The organism is Prosthecobacter algae (assembly GCF_039542385.1).
Classification (GTDB): Bacteria; Verrucomicrobiota; Verrucomicrobiia; order Verrucomicrobiales; family Verrucomicrobiaceae; genus Prosthecobacter; species Prosthecobacter algae.
The window spans coordinates 766,373-789,668 of the sequence record NZ_BAABIA010000001.1; the positions used below are offsets into that span (position 1 = coordinate 766,373).

A 23,296-nucleotide genomic window follows, 5' to 3' on the forward strand; every position below is an offset into this window, starting at 1 on the left:
AGGTTGCCTTCATTACCCAGGTGGTTCTTGCTGGTGCGGTTGTTTTCACCCAACTGGAAGCCCGTGGATTTTGAGATCTCCGTCCTAGTTCAGTGTGGCTGCTTTGATTGCGAGGGAAATAAAAATAGGGGCAAAAAGTCGAAACCACAAATCACCGTGAAATGGGGTGAGGAGAACAATGGAAACCGCTTCCTAGACCAGCATCTGCCCCAAATCTGGAGATTTCAGTTTGAAGCAGAAAATCTTTAGAAATTGATTTTGGATTGGGATTCTCGTTTCGAAGAGAGCACAAAGCAGCAATTCCAAAATAAGTCTCAGTTTTCATGGCCCGGAGTGTGTCATCCGAAGAGAATGGAGTCATACATTTTCAGATCAATGAATTTTAGTTGTTTAAATTAATCATGGTTAAGAATTAGGCTTATTAAATGGGGCTTTTCTTGTCAGGTGATTGAATCCTCCATGAAGATGATTGTCTTCGTGATTTTCGAAAATTTATGCAAAAAGCTTAGGTATTTGTGGGGGTTTTTTATCAACCGTGTAGTTTATAAGGTTGTTTCAGGAGGGTAAATAATTATGTTTCGGTAAAACACAATTCGGGTAAAGGCTAACCCTCCAAAAGGTCGGTCTTTTCGGCTTCGAATAAATAAACCCTTTTTTTGATAGAATAGGAATAACCTTTGTGTTTCACTCGCGGCTTAATTCCCGAAAATTCGGATTATTCCGACCCCAACCAACCACCATGTCCAAGTCGAGCCCCAGCCTCCAGTGGATGCGCCGTCATTTAAAGACGCCGCTGACCACCCTCATGCTCAGCACCTTCAGCATCTGGAGCGTTCAGCTCCAGGGGGCTGATTTGAATTGGGTAGGAGGACCCGGCAACTGGGATACCACTTCCCTACAATGGAGTGGCGCGGCCTGGAATAATTCCACTTTGGACACGGGTGTCTTCAGTGGTCCTTCGGGTACAGTCTCCTTGCTGGAGGCAATTTCGGCCGGGGGACTTCGCTTCACTTCCAGTGGCTACACCCTCAGTGGCAACACACTGACTTTGGCTCCGGCCACAGGTCTAAATTCTCCCGTTATTCAGGTCGGCACACGTGGCACTTTTGGGGATCGCGCCACGATTGCTTCTCTACTGACTGGGACCAAAGGTTTCACGAAATCAGGAAATGGGACCCTGGTTTTGACCAACAATGGCAATACGATCAGCGGGGACATTTCGATCGAAGCGGGGAATTTGGTGGTGACGAATGCTGGGCAGCTGGGAACGGGCACGACGGCCATTTCGGTGACCGGCATCGCGAATACGGGCAACCCTGGTTTCTCTGGTGGCTCTTTGATTCTTGCAGGCCCCGGCACGGGACCTGGTATCACCCTCAACCGGGAAGTCTCCGTGGCAGGTCGTGGACCTGGTGCGGCAAACGCCAGCGCAGCGCTCATCAGCGTGGGTAACAACACACTGGCAGGCGGGCTTACCCTGTCTTCAGGTGCGACAGAAAGTCGTGTTCTTGCCACGCACGGCATCACCAATGTGACGGGCGGGGTGTATCTGGGCGGTGGTAACGGCAACGTTTTTTACGGCAATGGAAATTGGATTATTAGCGGACAGGTGACGGGGCTTGATACGGCAGGGGATCGTTTCGTGAAGTCGGGGAACATCATTGGAACGACGCTCTGGTTGCAAAACAATAGCAACAACTATGCCCAGACGTTGAGAATCGACGGTGGCACGGTGCGTGTGGGTGATAATGGGGCTCTGGGCATCAATCCAACCTCACAGTCTGTGGACATCAACAATGGCACTTTGGAGGTGCGCACGGACACGCCAGCGAGCTTCTTGACACGAAATGTCTTTGTTCGTGACAACACCACGGGTGGTATTTTTGTGGGCCGTGGCATGAACAGTTCTTCGCTGCTGATCAACCAGATGGTCACTTTTGGTGATCTGCGGATGTTCCATACCAACACCAACCTGAACGTCTCTGGCCGCAATGGTTATGGGATTTCCTTCACAGGTGTCAATAACCTGATCGGCGCTGGAGGTAGCAACAATGCCAGCATCAACAACAACTCCAATGGCATGCTGCTTCTGGATGCCAATCTTTGGAATCAAACTGATGGCACCGCGCGCACTCTGTCCATCGGTGGTAACGGCGATACAACGGTCACTGGCAGCATTTTGGCACCCGTGGCGACTTTGCACAACTTTACCAAAAACGGCACTGGTACATTGGTGATCGGCGGCAATGCCAGCAGCTACAAGGGGGTGACGGCCGTCACCGCAGGCACCCTTTCCATCAATGATGTCGGGGCTGTTGCACAGACCAGCCAGATCAATCTGGGCAATGCCACGACCTCACCTGCGGCGCTGACCTACACGGGTGCGACGGCGACGCTTGATCGTACCATTCTGCTTAACACCACCACGGCTCCCATTTACATCAATTCCAATGGGACAGGTGCATTGACTCTGACGGGAACGATCCTTAACACGGTCAACGGTGCCCACACGCTGGTCCTTGGCGGTAGCGGTACGGCGGACAATACGGTGAATACCGTCATCCCAATCAATACGACTCCAGCATCTGTCACCAGCCTGCAGAAAATCGGCCAGGGCACCTGGGTGCTAAATCCGACCGCAAACAACACCTTTACTGGCTCCACCACCATTTCGGGAGGCACGCTCAAGCTTCAAGAGGCAGCGGGTAATTTCGACATTCTCCCTGATGCAGCGGCAGTGATTTTCAATGTGGATCTTTTTAATCAGGCTGCGGGCGGCACGTTGACCTACAATGGCGCGGCAGGCCTAGCCAGCACCGAAACAGTGGGGGCCCTGACTCTGACCGCAGGTGCTGGCACTTTGCGGATCAACCCAGGTGCAGGCGGCACGGCAGCACTCACCTTTGCGAGCCTTGCCACTCCTTCAGTGGGCTCCGGGCTTAACATTGTCCCGGGTACCGGGACTGTCTCAATCGGTGGTCTTGCGACGACATCGGCAACCACTCTTCCTGGCAACGGCCGCATTTACATCAATGGTGCAGATTTTGCGCGGTCCAACAGCGGTGTCCTCGTCACTCCAGTTTATGGCGTCGATGATGGGTTCATTCTTACAGGTTCCGAGCTTGCTCCGACCTCTCATAACTTGGTCACGACCGAAACCAACACGGCTGCAGTAACCATCAGCTCCCTCAAAATTTCCGGCAGTCAAAATGTCAATCAAAGCGGTCTCCTCACCATCAATGTGGGCGGCAATACGTCGGGCGGCATTCTGCAGACGGGCGGGTCCAGTTCCATCAATGGCACGGGTGTGACTACCGCAGGCACGGGTGATCTTGTTGTGCGTGTGGACGCCTCCGGTGACACACTCAATCTTGTAGCGCCAATCACCGCCACCACCACGGGTGGCCTGACGAAAAACGGTCTCGGTACCCTGATTTTGAGTGGTGCTAATGCGCAGACGGGAACCGTCACTGTGAATGAAGGGACGCTTCAAATGGCTGCAGGTGGTCTGCTCGGTGCGACCAATATTGGTCTGACTGTCCGTCAGGGTGCTACCTTCGACCTGAATGGTATCAATGTAGGAACTGTCGGCTCGGGCAACAATTCGGTGAACGTTCTGAATGGTGCAGGCACCATTACCAACAATGGCGGTGTGGCAGCCTCCCTTCGAGTGGGCAACAACAACGGTTCAGGTTACTTCACCGGTATCATTCAGGACGGCTCCGCTCCTCTCAGCCTGATCAAGACTGGCTCGGGCACCCTTTCGCTCACTGGAGCCAACACTTTCAGCGGCCCTCTGGTGCTGCTTGGTGGTACTTTGGCGGTCACTTCCCTTTCAAACATTGGTGCTGCCAGCGCAATCGGCCTGGGTGATGCCAGCAATGATGTGAGCAACGCAGCAAGTCTGGTCTTCAATGGCGGCACTCTTCAATACACGGGTGCCACGGGAACTATCTACCAGACCACCCAGACGCCTAGCGTCAGCACGAATCGCCTGTTCACCTTGGCTGGCAATGCCACGATCGACTCCTCTGGCAGCTACGGTGCACCTAACCTTTCAAGGAACGCCAACAGCGCCACTTTGATCTTTAACAACACGGCCCCTGTGGCTTTCAGTGGAACAGGCACCCGCACCTTGACCCTTCAGGGCGATTCGACGGGTGACAACCAGATCAACCTCCGTCTGATCAACAACCCCGCCGCTGGTGAAGCACTGAGCGTGACCAAGACGGGCGGCGGAATGTGGATTTTGGGTAACAATACCAACAGTTATTCTGGCACCACCACCATCTCCGGCGGTGCATTGCGCGGCCAGGATACGCTCTCCCTGCCGACAGCCAGCAATCTGTTTCTGAATGGCGGCGTTTTTGAAACCACGGGCACTTTCAATCGCCCTCTCGGCACAGGTGCTGGCCAGTTCCGTTTTGTGGCCAATGGCAACGGTGGTTTTTCCGCAGGCGAGCTTCCCCTGGTGGTTGATTGGTCCGGCCTGGGAACTCCAAATTGGGGCTCGACCACGAACTTCATTCGTGCTGGCGTGCTGGTTCTGAATTCTTCCACTTCTTTGGCGGATGTCGAGGTTCGCGGCAATTTCGAGTTGGGTGCAGGCACCGCCAAAGCTCTCAGCCTTACCACCACGGCTGGCAGTGCCACGGTGAACCTCGCCTCTGGAAACACGGATGGCCTCACTATTGGTCAGATCATCACGGGCAATGCTAACATTCCGGCTGGTTCCTACATCACCGCCATCAACAGTTCCACCCAGTTCACCATTAGCACCACCACTGGAGTGCTCGCGGGAACAGGTGTTGCTTCCAATTCGGCTGGCAACGGCTGGCGTGAAGTTCAGGTCAACGACAACGGCACCACCAATCTCGATTTCGCGACGATCTCTGGCGTCCTTAGTGGCACGGGCGGTTTGAGCAAAATCGGCGGTGGCACTCTTATTTTGGGTAACGCCAACACCTACAGCGGCAATACCGCCATTCGTCAGGAAAGTGTTTTCGCCACCTCTATCGGGGCTGCTGGCGTGACTTCCTCCAGCTTCGGCACGAATGTGGGTGGTGGTATCATTGAGTTGGGCAACCCGGCCAACGCTACCACGGCCAACCTGATGTATGTGGGCCCAGGTGAAACGACCACCCGCCAGATCAACATTGTTGGGACCACTGGCACTCGCCGCATTGATTCCAGCGGCAGCGGCGCTCTGATCCTGACCAATCTGGTGAACACCACGGCTGGCTCCGTCAATACGGTCGGTGGCAACAAGACCCTGGAATTGCAGGGCACCAACACGGATGCTAACAAGGTCACTTCGATCCTGGCAGATAACGGCGGCTCACTCCGCATTCTTAAAGGCGGCGGCGGTGTCTGGATTCTGGATGCCAACAACACCTACACGGGTGGTACCCGCGTGGATGGCGGTCTTCTCGGCATTGCCAGCAATGCGTCCCTCGGTACAGCCGGACCTACGGGCCTGACTTCGCAGGCTGTGTCAAACGTTGCGACCGTCAATTTGGCCACGGGAAATACCAGCGGCTTGGTTGTTGGCATGAACGTCAACGGCCCTGGTATCACCTACGGTGATACGATCGCCACCATTCCGAACGGAAGCTCATTCACCCTTTCTGCATCGCGTACGATCCCAGCCGGTGGTGAACTGGTCTTTGGTGGCCTTTTGATCTCAAATGCAGGCATTTTCTCCACCAATGCGGGTGGACTGACGCTCAGCCAGCCGGTGATCCTCAATAACAACACCTCTTCGACCTTTGCTGGCACCGCGCCGATCACCATCAATGCCAACATCTACAAGGCCACGGGTACCAGCGATGTTCCAGGACTCAGCAACAACCTCGAAAACGGCTCTGTCCTGACCATCAACGGTGACTTCGTCAATTTTGATCAGACGGCAGGCACACGTACCGTCAACATTCGCGGTTATGGATCCACCGTCTGGAACGGCGTCATCCGCAACTCGGCCACGGCCAGTGTTCTCACTGCCTGGAACATCGCCCTGGCTCCAGATGCCACCTTTACGATGGCAGGCGGCACGCCTAACACGTATTCAGGCCCTACCACACTCTCAAACGGCATTCTTGCCCTGAACAAAGTTGGGGCGCTTGGCACTGGCACTTTCGCCTTCAATGGAGGCACCCTTACCACCGGATTCTCTGGAGGCTTGGTTGGAGTCAACAAGATCACTAACGCCATTCAGATCAACGGATCGCCTCCGCGCGTTGCTGGCACGAACTCCATTGAATTTGGTGGATCTGTCGCACTCAACGCCAGCCGTAACCTTCAAAACGACCTGACGGGGCCTGCCGAGTTGATCATTTCTGGTGGCATTACCAACAGTGCAGCCTCCACCTTTACTCTCTATGGCTCCGGGAACACGCTCATCAACAGCGCATACGCTGCGGGAACTGGCGTCAGTGGTTTGCAGATGTCGGGTACCGGCAATTTGACCCTTACCGGAACCAATCTGGCCACGGGCGTTCTGACAGCAAGCCGCGGCAACATCATCCTTTCAGGAACCAGCGGTGGCACTTGGAATGCAGGTATCGTCACCCTCAATGCAGGCGGTACTTTGACTCTGGACAACTCAGCCGGTGAAAATGCTGCTGGCCGTCTTTTCGATACGGCTGCCAATCTCTTCACCGTCAATGGTGGTACGCTCAATTTCATCGGTGATGCCAACGGCACTTCCGAAACGACCGGCATTTTGACGGTCAATAACGTGCAGTCCTGGATCAATATGTCCGGTTCAGGCCCGAATACGCTAACCTTCGCTTCGGTGAACTTTGCCAACAGCGGTTCCTCTTTGGATCTCACTGGGACCCCAAACCTGGGCAGCACCAACAAGCTCATCTTCACAACAGCCCCAACGCTGATTCCGGCAACGACTGGCATTGCTCCACGCATTTTTGTCGGGGGTGATTTTGCCACTTATGGTGCCAATGGTGTTGTGCCATTCACCGCCTACAACAATGGCAACAACCTGAACACGGCGGCTGCCACGGATACGCTGAATGTGACGACTAGCATCAGCACCACGGCCAACCGCACGCTGAACGCCCTCAAAATTAACGGAACGGGCCTCACTCTGGGCGGTGCTACACTGAACCGCCTCACGCTGACTTCGGGGGGCCTCTTGAACACAGGTGGGAATAACACCCTGAGCATTCCTGAAATCGCATTTGGCACCGGAACGGGCTTCATTCAGGTGAATACAGGCACGACCCTCGAAGTGAACAGCTCGCTGACTGGAACTGCTAACTGGGCCAAGGCTCTCGACGGCACTCTTCAGCTCAACACTCCAAGTTTCATCTCCGGTACTCAGAACCTGCTGAATGGCACCCTGAAACTCAATGCTGGCCTCAATACTTTGTTCCCGAACCAGCTCCTGCAGATGAACATCGGCACGACGCTGGATCTCAATGGCAATACCCAGTATTTTGCCCAGCTTAGCGGCCCAGGCTCCCTTCCTGGCACAGGCGGCAGCATCATCAGCAGCACAGGCACCGGCACGCTTGTGACCAACATGAATGGTGGTAGCACCTCATTCGCCGGCCAGATCATGGGCAACATTAATTTTGCCCGGACAGGTGGCAATACGCTGACCCTGGAAATGCCTCAGACTTACACCGGTCCGACTTTGCTGATGGGCGGCACCACGACTCTCCGTGATGATGCGACGATCCTGAACACCTCAGCGGTGGACATCAACTACGCGACTTTGTTCCTCGCGAACAACGACAACATCCAAACTTCCATCAACAACCGGCTTTCCGATACGGCTCCGATCACCCTTCGTAGCGGTAACCTGACCTATACTGGACGTCTTAGCACCGCAGCCACTGAAACGGTCGGCACCATCACTCTGGCGCAGGGAGCCAACACCCTTTCTGCTAACACGGGTCTTGGTACCATCACTTCGGCGGACCTCACGGTTGCCGGGCTGGTGCGCAATCCTGGCACCACCTTGAACTTCACTGGCTCTCAGTTGGGCCAGCAGGGCAACAATGCCCGCATCATGTTTACCAATCCGCTGACAACCGTGGGTAGCGGAGCCTTGGGCGCATGGGCCATTGTCAACAGCACCGACTATGCGGCTTACAACACTGGCCGTGGTGTGGGCATTGTGGGCCAGGGTGGCTTTACGGGTTATGACGCAACTTTCGGCAGCGGCAATCTCACTGAAATTCCCGCGACTTACCTCGTCAATACGACATTGGCAGGCAACACTTCCACGGGTCTCCTCAAGATCGCTGGTAATGCTTCTAATAATATCTTCTTCACCGGCGGATCGGATGTGCTCAACCTCGAGTTTGGCGGCCTCCTGCGCAGCAACAACGCTTTTGATACAAGCATCGGCACCCTTTCCACCCGCGGTATCCTGACCGCTGGCGGGACGGAAACGAGCGGCGTTCGTGAATTGGTGATTTTCAATAATGCCACAGGCAACCCGAGCTACACGGGTGGTACCATCAATCCAAACACCACTGTGGTCACTGTCGGCACGACCTTGGGTCTCCGCCCTGGCATGGTCATCACCAATTCCAACTTCCCGGCTGGAACCACGATTGTCTCCATTGATGCGATCAACCAAATCACGGTGAGCCAGCCAAGCACGAACGTGGCTCAGCAGACCAGTCAAACTCTCACAGTCGGCACCATTCCTCTGGGGGCGACGACGGTCAATTCGCAGGTTGTCACCATGTCTTCCACCGTGGGGCTTGCCTCTGGCATGACGATTAGCGGGACAAACATCCCGACTGGTACTTACATTGTCTCTGTGGACAGCCCAACTCAGGTCACTGTCAGCCGTCCAGCCACAGCAACAGGTTCGACGATCACTTTCACGGCAGGTATCAGCAATCTGATTGTGAATTCGGTCATTGCAGACAATGGCTTGGGCAACTCGGTCAGCCTGGTTAAGTCCGGTGGCGGCATCATGAACCTCTCCGCCAACAACACCTACACGGGTGGCACTGTGGTGAGCCAGGGCACGATCAATCTTATTGGCAATGGCGTGGTTATTCCTGCTGGCGGCGTCACCCTGACAGGTGCGGCCATGGTGATGAACACCAATGCGGGTCAGATTGCAGCGAGCAATGCGGTGACACTGAATGGCAGTTCCACCCTCACCCTTTTCGGCAACAACACGCTGGACAGCCTTAACTTCAATAACAATGGCGGTGCAAGCAACCCAACTGTTACCACCAACGGAATCCTGACGTTGTCGAATGCGACACCGATCACCGTGACCTCCAGCAACCCATTGACGGTGCCGACGATTGCTGGCTTCCTCGATATCGGCACGGGTGCCAAAACGATCAACACTCCTGAGATCCAGGTTTTTGGCAACACGGTTACTCGTATCTCCCCGACGCTTAATATCTCGGCAGCTATCCTCAGCCCAGGAGTCACGCTGAATAAAACGGGCAACGGTGTTCTTCAGGTCTCCGGACAGAGCATCTTCACGGGTGGCCTCAATCTGAATGCCGGTGGCATCCTCATCAGCGGCAACAGCACGCCAACCTACGGCGGCACGGGCATCACCAGCGGTCCTTTGGGCAGCGGTACTCTCACGGCAGCAGCAGGCACCACCATCCTTGTGGATGGCAGCCGCAGCATTGGTAACGACGTTACCTTTGGTGGCACACCACTCTTCGACAGCACGGCCAATACAGCCTGGACACTGAACTTGAATGGTGACATCAACGGCCTCGCCAATGGCACGGCCAATGTGCAGATCAACAATCCTCTGCTCACCGTCGCATTGCTTGGCAATATCCCGAACATTGGTTCCATCACCTCCTTTAACAAGACAGGTCTGGGCACGCTGATTTTCAATGCGACCGGCTACACGGGCGACTTCAATGCAGCCGCCCTTGGCAATCAGGCCGCCGTTTCCCTCCTCCATGATGGCAATGTGCCGAACATCGGCAATTCTACTGTCGAGTCCATCTCTCTCGGCAATGTCGTGTTTAATCCTGGCATTGTTGGCACGATCACAGTCGGTCGCGCAGGTGCCAACGGTCCTTTCGTCAACGCAGCCAACAAGATCCTTGTTCCAGCCAGCGTCAGCAATGTGGGCAATGGCCTCAGTGTGGTGAACAACAACGGCTACGGGCTGGCCGTAACGGCTGGTGCTACCATGAGTGGCACCCCAGTTTACACGGTGACTAATGCCACAGCTTCTAACGTGACCCAGGGTCTTTATCTCAATGGCGTGATGAGCGGTAGCGGCTTTGTCAAGACAGGTGCCGGAACGATTGTCCTGGGCAATGCTGGCAACAACTTTACTGGTAACGTCAACATCAACCAGGGCGTGGTCTCTGTTGATAGTGATAGCCACCTTGGCAACGCCTCTAATCTGGTCCTGCTGAACCCTCAGGTCGGCACGGCAACTTTACGCTTCACCAATGATGTCACGACATCCCGCATCATTCAGCTTTCGAACACAGCCAACCTTCGTGCCATTGAAGTCACCAGCGGCAAAACACTGGAACTGAACAGCGCCTTTGATCTGAATGCTGGCGCAGGGGCAGCCGCTGGCCTCATCAAGGCCGACCGAGGCACTCTGGTTCTGAATACTGCCAACACTGGCTGGAGCGGGCCTTTGACCATCGCTGGCGGTGCCGTGAAGACCAATCTTGCGACGACTCTCGGCAGCGGGACGATCTCGATCATCAACATGGGATCCGCCCTGCAGCTCCAGGGGGGCATCACGGTGCCCAACCCGATCACCATTGACACAACCGTCACGGCTGCAAGTACGGGATCGAGCCAGACTTTCACGGGGATCAACAGCGGTGGAGCCATCCAGGCTCTCACAGGTGCCAACGTCATCTCCAACAACATCACGGTCGTGGCTGCTCCAACGGCGGATAACGTCGGCCGCAACTTTGGTTTTGGTGCGGACAGCGGGGCTTCGCTGGCCCTGAACGGGAACATTTCCTTTACCCACGCCAGTGGTGGCAGCAACCGCAACGTCATTGTGTATATGGGCGGGGCAGGTAACATCAGCTTTGGCGGCACCCTTGACAACACCAACACCGCACTCGGCAATTCCTTCGTCTTCAAAACTGGCAGCGGCAGCCTGACGCTCACCAATGCCAACTCCATGCCAGACAGCGAGGTTCGCATTTATCGCGGCAACCTCATTTTGAATGGAGCTGGCAGCTTTGGCACCAGCGGCTTGCAGGCCCAGGTATATCAAAACGGCACTCTGACACTGGATAACACGGTGACCAACACGGCCAACCGCTTCGGCAGCAACCGAGCCGTTCAACTCCTGGGAGGCACGCTGAATGCCTTGCCAAACGCCTCTGGTTCCAGCCACGTATCCACGGGTCTCCTTCAGATCAATTCGGGAGCCAGCACGATCAATATGGGAGCGGGTGGCAATCAGACCATCACTTTTGCCTCCCTGACCCAGAGTGGCGGTGCGACCCTGAATCTCACCGGCACCTTTGGCACGGCCACGAACAGACTCACCTTTACCACCGCTCCTGGCCTTTCCCCTGCGACGACAGGCCTGCTGGCCCGTGTCCTCACCAACAACAATGAATTCGCCACCTATGGGGCGAATGGCGTGACGACCTTCACAGGTTATGCAGCGGCCACGAACATTCTGAGCGTGGGTGCGACACAGACCTTCCGCGCGACTCCTGCCACGGCGAATTCGCTCACTGGTAACCAGATTCTGAACGCACTGACTCTGAATACGGGCGTGGGCAGCCTCAATGTCGGCGGATTGGCCGGGTTGAATCCGACCACTCTGACGATCACCAGCGGCGGTATTCTCGTCAACGGCACCGGCACCAATGCGACCCTCTCGGTCCCTGTCGTCGCCTTGGCAGGTGCAGAGGGCATTGTCCATGTGGGTTCAGGTATCACGCTTGATGTCTCCAGCGGCATCAGCGGCACTGGTGGCCTCACCAAGTCCCTGAATGGGGTGCTGAACTTCAACCAGCAGCAGTATTACAGCGGCACCACCACGGTGAACGCCGGTACATTGAATCTGAATCCAGGCACGACCAATACTCTGTTCTTCAACAACACGCTCACGGTGAATACAGGTGCGACAGTGGATCTGAAGAATGGCGTTCAGTTCATCGGCAGCCTCAGCAGTGCCGGTGGTGGTGGCAACACGGACCTCAGCGGCGGCACGGTGACCAACAGCGGTGCGGAGGCCACATTGGTGACCAACAGCAACTCCAGTTTCAACGGTCAGATCACCGGAAGCATCTACCTGAACAAGACGGGAACAAACACCCTCAACCTCCAGGAGGCCAATACTTACACAGGTGCCACTCTCATCAATGGCGGCACCCTCAGTGTTTCCGACAAAGGCACCCTCGCCAACACGACGGCCATCACCGTCAGCCGTGGTAGCTTGACTCTGAGCAATGGCAACCTCTACAGCCTAACGAACCGCATCAATGATGCAGCCCCGATCACCCTCATGGGCGGGAACATCACCCTGAATGGCCGTGGCCAGAGCGATGCCTCTGAAACCCTGGGCAACCTTACCTTGGTAGATGGTAACAACAGCATCTTCACCAATTTGGCTGGCGGTGCTATCAACACCAACCGGCTGGACTTCGGCACCTTCAACCGCGCCCTGACCTCGACGGCTACATTGCGCTTCAATGCCCTGGGTGGCATGGGAGTCATTGGATCGGCTAACCGCATTTTCTTCAGCGGTGGAGTCCCTCTTACCAACAACCTCATCGGACCTTGGGCTATCGTGGACCGCGAATACGCAACCTACGATGCCACTTATGGCGTGAGCGCCCTCGGTCAGGCTGGAATGGCTAACTATGATGGCAGTGGTCTGAATACCAGCCCGCTTCCTACGGACAACGTTCGCTTCTCCACAAGTGGTACCACCGTGCTGGCCAACGACACCACTCTGGGAACCCTGAACTTTGCTTCTCAGAACGCCGCCACCGTGGTCAACCTCAATGGCAAGACCCTGACTGTTCGCGGCGGCGGTATTCTCTTTGCCCAGCAGACGGACAACGTGGATTTCTCCATCACCAACGGTACTCTCACCAGCGGTGTTCTGAATTCGCCTAGCGACCTTTACCTCGTGCAGGCCAACTACGGCGGCACCAACCGCACGGTCACCATCGGTGCGACCATCGCCGACAATGGCACGGGTGCGCTTCGCCTCATCAAGGCTTCCGGGCAGAATGATGGTGTGATGTTCCTCACCGGAACCAACACCTACACGGGCGGCACCGTGGTGAATTCGGGCACACTTACCGTGGGTGCCACAGGTACCCTCGGCCTCGGCGGCATCACTGTGAACCAGGGCACCTTCACTCAGCAGGCAGGCGGCGTCATTCCTTCCCAGGTGCTGACCATGACTGGTGGTTCCGTCGCTACTCTCGCAGGGGCAAATTCTCTGAGCGGCCTCAATTTCGTCAGCAATGGCGGGTCTGGCCCGCTCCTGAATCCTACTGGCACCCTGACACTCACTGGTGGTATCACCTCCACCCCGACTGCGGCTGGTGTCATCTCTACGGTCAGTAACGGTATCATTGACCTTAACAGCAATGCGAACTTCTCGGTCAATGTGGCCGCAACGGTGGTCAATGGCAAGGATGTCGCTCCATGGCAGTCTGGCTTGACTATCAACTCTGTCATTCAGAACGGTGGCATTGTGAAGTCTGGCGCTGGTGTGCTTCAACTGGGTGGCCAGAGCACCTTTGCAGGTGGCGTGAATGTCACCGCTGGTGGCCTCATCATCGGTGCCAGCAGCACTCCTAGTGGTATTGGCGACAGCATCATTACGGGTCCTCTCGGGACGGGCTCCGTCACGATGGCTGCGGGGACAACTCTCCTGGGCAGCACGGCTGTGACAGTTTCGAATAATTTCACGTTCCTGGGCGACACCGTCTTCAATGGTGTGAACAACATCACTCTCAACGGTATCACCACGCTGCCTTCCGTCTGGAATGCTGTTGTGACTGCACCGCAGACGACAGTTACCATCGCTGATGCTTCTCCTTCCGTCTTCACGGACATCATCAACAAGTCCGGCCTCGGTATCCTTGTGGTGGGTAACTACGCTGGTACCATCCAGGCTGCTGGCGGTCTGGTCTTTACAGGTGACGGCAATGGGCTTGGCACACTTGAGTCCCTTCCTCTGGGTGGAAACCTCACCCTCACTGGTGATACGGCGATCACGGTGAACCGTTCCGGTTCCGCCCCCAATGCGCGTAACAAAACTCTGCAGCGCACTAGCCTGACCATTCCTGGAAACATCCTGAGTGTCTCCAATCAGAACGGTTATGGTCTTGAGTTCACCGGTGGCACGACCATGACGGGTCCGGCCCACTTTGCTGTCGGTGTGGCCACGGGTTCCAATGTGGTCCAAGGCCTCATCCTTTCGGGGCCTGTGGACGATGGAGCTTCCACTTTCGGGCTTATCAAGTCCGGCCCTGGCACCCTGGTGCTGAATGGAGTCAATACATTCGGTGGTGTGGGGCAGACCATTGATATCCTCAATGGTGTCCTCTCCGTCAATTCCGATGCTGCCCTCGGCAATGCGGGGAACTCTGTGACCCTGAATGTTGATTTGGCCTCGGGAGTTGGCTTCCGCTCCACGGGCACCTTCAGCACTGCACGCACCTTCAATCTGAACCAAACGAACAACGTATTCGAGGTCACTGCCGGTAATGTTTTCACGGTGACCAGTCCCTTCTCCTTCTCGGCAGCCACCAATCTGCTGCACAAGTATGACAATGGCGTGATGGAAATCGCAGCCGACAACTCTGGCTGGAACGGACCTGCCCTGGGAGCCCCGGCTACGCTGGGTACCGCAGGTGCTATCGGCGGGCTTAACATCCACGCAGGTGCGGTGAGGCTCAGCCACAACAACGCGGCTGGCACGGGTGCCATTGTGATCGCTCCCAACTCAAGTGCTTTGGGGGTTGCACTCCAGCTCGCAAACAATGTCACCATCAGCAATCCCCTCACCACGCAGGGCATTGGCAATCAGTTGATCGGTGGTCTGAATTTTGGTGGTCACCTTCAGAGCGTTTCTGGCAACAATACTTATGCAGGGCCGATCACCATGCCTTGGGATACAGCCGTCGGTGCAGATGCAGGTTCCACCCTGAACATCACAGGCGGTATTACGAATACCTTGGCTAACCACCAATTGTGGTTCACCGGAGCAGGCGACATTAACCTCAGTGGCACGGCCCTGGCTGCGAATACAACCGCCACTGGATTCTTTGCGATCCAGAAGTTCGGCACAGGCACGCTGACCATTGGCAATGCCAACACGGTGGGCATTTCAGACGCCACAGGTTTCCGCGTCAATGCTGGCACTGTCCTCTTCAACGGCACGGGCACCTGGACCGGAGCGTTTAGCAGCACAAGCACCAACTATTCGCTGCTGCCACGCAGCACCCTGACAGTCGACAACACAGCGAACAACATCAGCAACCGCCTGGGAACCAGCCGTCTCATCAACTTCACAGGTGGTAACTTCAACCTCATTGGCAACAGCGCTGCCACCACGACGGAAAGCTTCGGTTCACCGACCTTCAACCGCGGTTACTCCGTCATCACAGTGACAGCCGGTGCAGGTGGTGGAGCAAACCTTGTGTTCTCCGGCCAGGCCAACAACCCAGGAACGGCCCAGAATTCGGGCACGGCACCTTCAGGCGCTTCCGTCCTCTTCCGTGGTTCTAATCTCGGCGCGACAGCAGCCAATGGGGTGGCCACCATCGCCTCCACGGGTGGCACGGGTTTCACCTTCGTCGGTCAGACGGGGGCTGCGGCAGCAGCTAACAAAGGCATCCTTCCTTGGGCGCTTGTGGACGCGAGCGCTACTGGCTCCGGCACCTCCTTCGCCACGGCCAGCACCGCCACCTCCATTCTGCGCCCACTGGCTGCCAATGAATACAATGCAGCCAACGCTGTTGTGGCCAACAACAACGCCTTGCTGACCTCGGGTAACACCAATGTCGCGGCCAACGTAACTCCGAACTCCATCACGATCGAAGGCAATGCCGGGATCGCCATGGGCAACGGTGTCCTTCTCAGTGTCTCCAGCGGTGGTGTTCTGGTCCGTGCGGGCAGCACCTCCACCATTTCGGGTGGTGTGATCAACCAGGGCAACACTTTATCGCCTCTCAACTTCTGGACCGTGGGTGATCTGACGGTCAGCTCAACCATCAATGGTGGCAATGGCCAGACCAGCGGCAACATCGGCTTCGTCAAAGCAGGCGCAGGCACCTTGACCCTGGCACCTGCCACATCGCTGGTCTCGGGTCTTTCCGGCCTGGGCATCAATACGATGAGCGGCCAGTTGGTTCTTAACGGCGGCACACTCAAATTGGGCGCGGGAATCAAGAATGCTCTCCAGACGAATAACTTTGTGGCCCTTAACAACGCCACACTCGATCTGAACGGCAACTCCCAGCAGATCCTGACGCTCTTTGGTGACGCTTCAGTCGCCAATGCAGGTGGCATCATCACCAGCAGCACCGGTACCGGCAGCCTGTTTGTGAACCAGGACAATGCAGGGCGTAACTGGGCTGGCTCCATCCAGGGCAATGTGAACTTTGCCCGCGCAGGCCAGAACACGCTGACTCTTTACAGCAGTCACAACTACACAGGCACGACTCTGATCAATGGCGGCACGACCACCCTGCGTGATGAGGCTGCATTTACGGGCACCACGGCTGTGACCATCGCCCACGCCACGCTCTTGCTGGATAACAATACCAGCACGACCAACCTGACCAACCGTCTGAATGACGCGGCTTCCATCACCCTCCAGGGCGGCACACTGACGGTTCAGGGCCGTGCGCAGATGGCCTCTTCGGAAGTTCTCGGTGCAATTTCTGCGGATCTCGGATTTAACGTCATCAATCCTCTCACAGGCGGGACTGGAATCAATTCGATGGATGTGAGTCTGGCCAGCCTGTCTCGTCCGGCGGGTTCTTCGGCCACCCTCATTGTGCAGGGAACCAATCTTGGCACCATCGGCAGCAACTCCCGAGTCACTGTGGGGATGCTGAACGGCGTGGCGACCACTCCAGTAACCTATTCTGCCAATGGCAGTGGCCTGACCAACAACATCGTGGGCGGCTGGGCCATCAACGGTAACGACTTCCTCACCTATATCCCAGGTCTTGGACTCGCTGCCCTGAACCAGGCGGGCGCGGCCCAGTATGATTTCAACAACTCCTTCACGGGAGCTGGACCGACTGACAACGTGCGCCTCACAGCCACGACGAACGTGCCAAATGGCGGGGCAAACATCAATGCCCTGAGCATGACTGGCACCAGCATCCCGCTGAACTTTGTCACCGCGACAGATACATTGAACATCACCAGCGGTGGTCTTATCGGCCCAAATGCGAACCAGAACATTGGAGCCACCCTGGATTCCGGTCGTCTGACTGCGGGTGGTCTTACTCCTGGTGCGATTTCTGACCTTTATCTGTTCAACCGCACTAGCACCCTCCAGGTCAATTCACGCATTATTGATAACGTGAATGGTTCCGGTTCATCCGTTCGTGTGGTCCTCACGCCTTCTGGTGGAGCCATTACCTATGTCAACCCGCTCGCCAGCTACACAGGTGGCACGGTGGTGAACGGCGGAACGCTGAACTTGTCCAACACCGCAGCGACTCCAGTGGTGCCTCTCGCCAGCAATCCTGCAAATGGCCTCATCATCAATGGTGCCGCAGTTCAGATGAACGGTTTTGCAGGCCAGGTGGCCTCTGGTAACATCGTAACCCTCAATGGGGGCGGCTCGATCAACTACTTTGGCAACAACACCCAGGCTGGCTTTGTTCTCAACAACATTGGCAGTGCGACCACCCCAGTTGTCCAGTCTTTCCAGACGACGCCGACAGCAGGCTCTGGTGCAAATGGAGTCCTTACCATTGGTTCCAACGGTGTGGTGGCCACGTCTTCCAATGTTGGTGTCACCAGCAGCTTGGTCGGTCGCTTTGACTTCGGTTCTTCGCCGAACACGATCACGGTGGACACCATCAATGCGAATGGGATCAATGACATCGCGCCCCTCCAGGCGGCTCTTGCCGTTCAGGGTATCGTCGGTTCCTCTGGTGGCATCACCAAACTTGGCCCCGGTGTCCTGCAATTGAGTGCCCAGCAGATCTTCACTGGCGGCCTCACGGTCAGCGAAGGCGGCCTGAGAAACGGTGTGACGAATGCAGGTTCACGCTTTGCCCTTCTGACGCTCAACGCTGGCACTCGCTATGATTTGGCCAACGCCACCACCACCTGGGGATCCCTCTCCGGCTCGGGTGAGATCTTTAGTTATATCGGAACACCAACACTGAACGTTGGTTTTGACAACACGAACTCCACCTTCTCCGGCCAGTTCAGCCGCTTCAATGCCGCTGCACCGAACGCAGTGATCATCAACAAGGTGGGTACCGGGGTGCTGACTTTGGATTCTGCCCAGAACGCGACCACTGGTTCTTCCGGTAACATCACCGTCAGCGGTGGCGGCATCACCTACAGCGGTGCTGGCAAGGCTTTTGTCTCGGTTCCTACAGCGACGGCTCCTTCCTCGGCAGTCACCTTCACCGTGAACTCCATGGGCACCCTGACACTGGACAACACCCTGTCCAATCTGAACAACCGCCTAAGTTTGAACAACGCTGCCGGCCAGTTGACCATCCAAGGCGGCACCTTCGCCATCCTTGGCAACAGTGCGGCTGCGACGACAGAGCTCATCAACAACACCACCTTCCAGAATGGTGGCGGCACGATGACGTTGCTTCCTGATGCAGCCCAGCAGCTCAATGTCACCACGACACTTGGTAACGCCAACGCTACGGGCACTGGCCTTATCCGTGGTGTCAGCACCACTGCTGCCGCCGGCGCAGCCACTCTCACTGCCACCATCACCGTCCAGGGCAGCCAGGGCACCGGTGCCAACGGCACGACCACCATGGCCATACGTCCAGATTTTGTGGTGGATTCCTCCGCCTCGGGCATTGGCACCGGCTTCCTGGTGCGTGACTCTGTGGCTACCAACCGCGTGCGCGCCCTGACCACGGCGGAACTCAACCAGACACCTACCACCTGGGCAACCACCCAGAACGCTGGTGTGCTGGGGACCGCCGCTCTGATTCGCAACAACACCAATGCCAACAGCCTGACTTTCGATGGCACTGCCTCCCTCGCTTCCGGCTTGGATGCAGCGTTCGGCAACTATGGCCCTGGCGGTACTCTGTTGACTCAGTCCCTGAATGTGGCGGGTCTCCTCGCCCTGGATGCAAGTTCGGTCACCACCTCTGTCGGTTCCTTGGCTGGCAACGCTGGCAACACGATCAAGTTGCATACACTGGGTAGCTCGGTCATGAACGTGGACAGCTATTTTGCCATCGGCAGCACTGGCGGCTTTAACAAAGCTGGTGACGGCACGCTGAACCTCAATCGTGCGACCTACTTTACAGGTGGATTTGTGATCAACGGCGGCACGGTGAATCTGCCTGCTGGTGTCGATAAATCGATTGTTGTTGCTCCGACATCGGGTACCCCAGCCTTGAATGCTCTTCAGGTGAATGCCGGGACACTGAACCTGAACGGCAGCACTCAGGTCTTTGGCAGCATTAGCACGAACAATGCCCTTCCTGGCACTGGTGGCACGATTACCAACAGCAGCGGCACGGCGGCCTCCCTGACTGCCACTGGCGGCGGTACGTTCGGCGGCCAGATCATTGGCAATCTGTCCCTCACCCGCACAGGTAACAATACCCTCCTGCTCACCAGTGCGAATAGCTACACGGGCTCCACCACGGTGCGCGGCGGTGTGCTTCAGCTCCGCGATTCGGGCAGCATCTCCAGCACCGCTGGGATGGCTCTGAACTATGGTACCCTGAACTGGGATAACTTTGGTCTCAATACCCTGGCCGATCCGAACCCAACCCGCCTTGCACCTTCCAATCCAGTGTCCCTCCTGGGCGGTACGCTGCAGGTCGTCGGTGGTGGCTCCATTGATACGGTGGTCAACCTGAACACCGTCACGGCGGCAGGTGGCAGCAGCACCATCAACGTTCTGCCATTCATTAACGAAGGCAGCACGGTGCGTCTGAATATCGGCAACCTCGTCCGCGATGTAAACAACCGCAGCGGTGTGAACTTCAATGGCTTCACCACCAACAACTCCAGTGGCACCTCCACCCTCGGCGGCCAGGGCCTGAGCATTAACGGCCAGATCATTCTCAATCAGATCAATGGCACGGCCTTCTCGGCCAGCAATCTTGTGGACGGCCTTATCGGCGGATGGGCTGTGGCAGATGGCAATACCTTCGCCACTTACGTCAACGGCTTTGGTGTCTCTGTCATGGGTCAAACCACACAAAATATTGTGGCTCCAGGTTTCACTGGCACGGATATCAGTCTTGCCACCGTGGCCACCGGGAACTACAGCGACACGTCTGCTCGCACCTTGACTGGTGCGAAGGTGGCGAATTCCTGGCGCTTTGCTCCAGGGGCCACCCAGGCCATCACCTTCAGCAGCGGTGCCACGGCGGCCCTGGATGTGGGCATCATCACCAATGCAGCCTTTTCGACCACTCTGACGGCCACGGATGCCACGAACACCATTCAGGGCACGGGCGCTGAACTGTATTTCTACGTGAACCAGAACGTGCTTCAGATTAATACCGCCATCATCGGTTCTGCTGCCTTGGTATCCAATGGCGGTGCAACTCTCCGCCTCAGCCCGGCCTTTGCTTCCAATACCTACACGGGCGGCACCTTCGTCCAGCGTGGAACGTTGAACCTTCAGGCTGCTACCGGGCTCATCGCCATCCCTGGAGATCTCTCGATCGACAACGCTGCGGTGACCATGAGCACAACGCCAAATCAGATCGCGCCTTCCAGCAACATCACCTTCCGCGGTGCAGGCAACATCACCTTCGCAAACTACTCGACGGCTACCACTCAGACACTGGCCAGCCTGAACTTCATCAACGAAGGCGGCAACACGAATCCCAACCTGTCCTATGGCACGCCAACGGCTCTTAGCACGATTGTCCTGACTTCAGCGACGCCAATCAGTGCTACGAACAATAGCAACTCCACGATCCCGACGATCCGGGCGGAGACTGCTGGCTTGCCCTTCAGCGCCCTCCAGTTCAGCAGCTCGGATCCTGTGATCCTTGTGAACGCGGGCCTGGCTGAAACTGGTCTGAGCATCGGCGTCCCGATCACCCAGCATGCTAACATGCTGACTCTGACCAAAACGGGTGCAGGTGCTCTGGCACTCTCTGGAGCCAGCACCTTCACGACGGGCTTCACCCTTAGCCAGGGCACCTTGATCTTTGGTGCGAGCAGCACTGGGACCGTGCCTACCATCACCAACGGCCCTGTGGGCACTGGCACCCTCACCATCGCCGGTGGCACCACAATCCTCAGCGACAATACGGCCCGCACGATCGGTAACGCCACCACCGTCAATGGTGACTTCACCTTCGGCGGCGTGCTTGCTGGCCATAACCTGACACTCTCGGGTGCCATGAACCTGGGAGCCACAGGCCGCAGCATCGCCGTCCCAAGCCCAGCCGTTACGGCCACCCTCAGTGGCCCGATCAGCAGCACGGCCACCGGGACTGCCCTGACCAAAACCGGCAACGGTACTCTCTTGCTCTCCAGTGCTTCCAGCAACCTGGGCGGAGCCGGAATCGCGGTCACTGGCGGTATCCTTCGTAATGGCATTAACAACGCGATCCCGGCGACAAGCCCAATCAGCGTGAGTGCGGGTGCAGGTTATGACTTGAATAACTTCGACCAGACGCTGGCTGGCATCAGTGGCGCTGGCTTCATTACGAATTCTGGCAACAGCACCAAGACGCTGACGGCCGGAGATGCTTCCAATACCACCTTCTCGGGTGTCCTGACCGATAACGATACCGTCAACACCAGCAGCCGCTTGGCGCTCGTCAAAGCTGGTTCCGGCACACTGTCTCTGAGCCATGTGGCCAATGACTACACGGGAGCGACCACCATCAACGGCGGTGTTCTGGAAGTCACCAAACTGGCCAACGGCGGCACCGTCAGCAGCATCGGTAACTCCGCCAATACGGCCGCCAACCTCGTCATCAACGGGGCTGACAGCACCCTCCGTTATGTGGGCAGCGGCGATAGCACAGACCGCTCGTTCACGATCGGCACTGCTGGTGGTGCAATCCACTCCTCTGGCACAGGTGCGGTTAACTTCACCAGCACTGTTGCTCCGACTCTTGCTGGGACCAACACGGCACGCACCTTCACCCTGAGTGGGACCAACACAGGTGCTAATACCTTTGCGGCTCCTCTGGGCAACAATGGCACCGGGGCCACTTCCTTGGTGAAAGCTGGCGCAGGCACCTGGGTCCTCACGGGGGTCAATAGCTACACGGGTGGCACGACGGTGAATGGAGGCATTCTGCAGGTCGGCACGAACACTTCCCTGACCGCCACCACTGGGGCAGGTCCAGTCAGCGTGGCAGCAGGCGGTACCCTGGCTGGTACGGGCACCATTGCTGGAAACACCACCATCGCGGCGGGTGCTGTCCTCTCCCCTGGAGACTCCACCGCTGTCCTGGCTGTGGATCGCAATGGCAACCTCAGCATCACGGGTACCCTCGGCACCGCTCTGGGTGGTACTGCTGATGGTCAGATTCGCATGAACATCTCCATGCCGACCCTGAACTCCTCTGGGTTTGCCGATGCCAATACTTTGGCCCCGACCTCCGCCTTCGACTACTATACGAATGTGCTGTCTCCTGCTGAGAAGGACCTGTGGAACGCAGCCCAGGCTGCAGGTGCTCATAACTACGACTTCATCAGCGTGACCGGTGCCCTAACCCTCACCAATGGTGCTGCGGGTGCCCCAACCCTGGCGGTGACTGCCGACGGTTACACCACCTATGCCTTCGGTGACATCTTCAACCTCTTCGATTGGAACACTCTGACCACTCGTGATTCCGGTGGCATTGGCACCTTCGATCCAGGTTCGATGGATAACCTTCTTCTGCCGACTCTCGGTGCCGGACTCACCTGGGATACCAGCTTGTTCACCACAGCCGGTATCATTGTGGTGGTTCCTGAGCCAAGCCGCGCGCTGTTGATGCTGCTGGCCTTCATGGTCATCGGTCTCCGCCGTCGCCGCTCAATGTAATCGTAAGCCGTTTCATTCGGCACCAAGAACCTCCACTCGCAAGAGTGGAGGTTTTTTATTCGGTGATGATGTCTCTTGCGTGTTCTGGTGACTCTGCGCCATCATGTAGGCGAG

The 23,296-nt window shown here is 56.8% G+C and carries 1 protein-coding gene; it reads left to right on the forward strand.

Features of this window, described 5'->3' with window-relative positions; all coding sequences use genetic code 11:
* The first annotated feature begins 739 nt into the window (after nucleotides 1–739).
* Nucleotides 740–23,182 (forward strand): beta strand repeat-containing protein, encoded by a 22,443-nt coding sequence (locus tag ABEB25_RS03105; protein ID WP_345734920.1) that lies wholly within the window; start codon nucleotides 740–742, stop codon nucleotides 23,180–23,182.
* Nucleotides 23,183–23,296 lie beyond the last annotated feature (114 nt).

Coding starts and splice junctions, on each gene's coding strand:
- ABEB25_RS03105 (WP_345734920.1), top strand. CDS start 740: ATGTCCAAGTCGAGCCCCAGCCTCCAGTGGATGCGCCGTCATTTAAAG.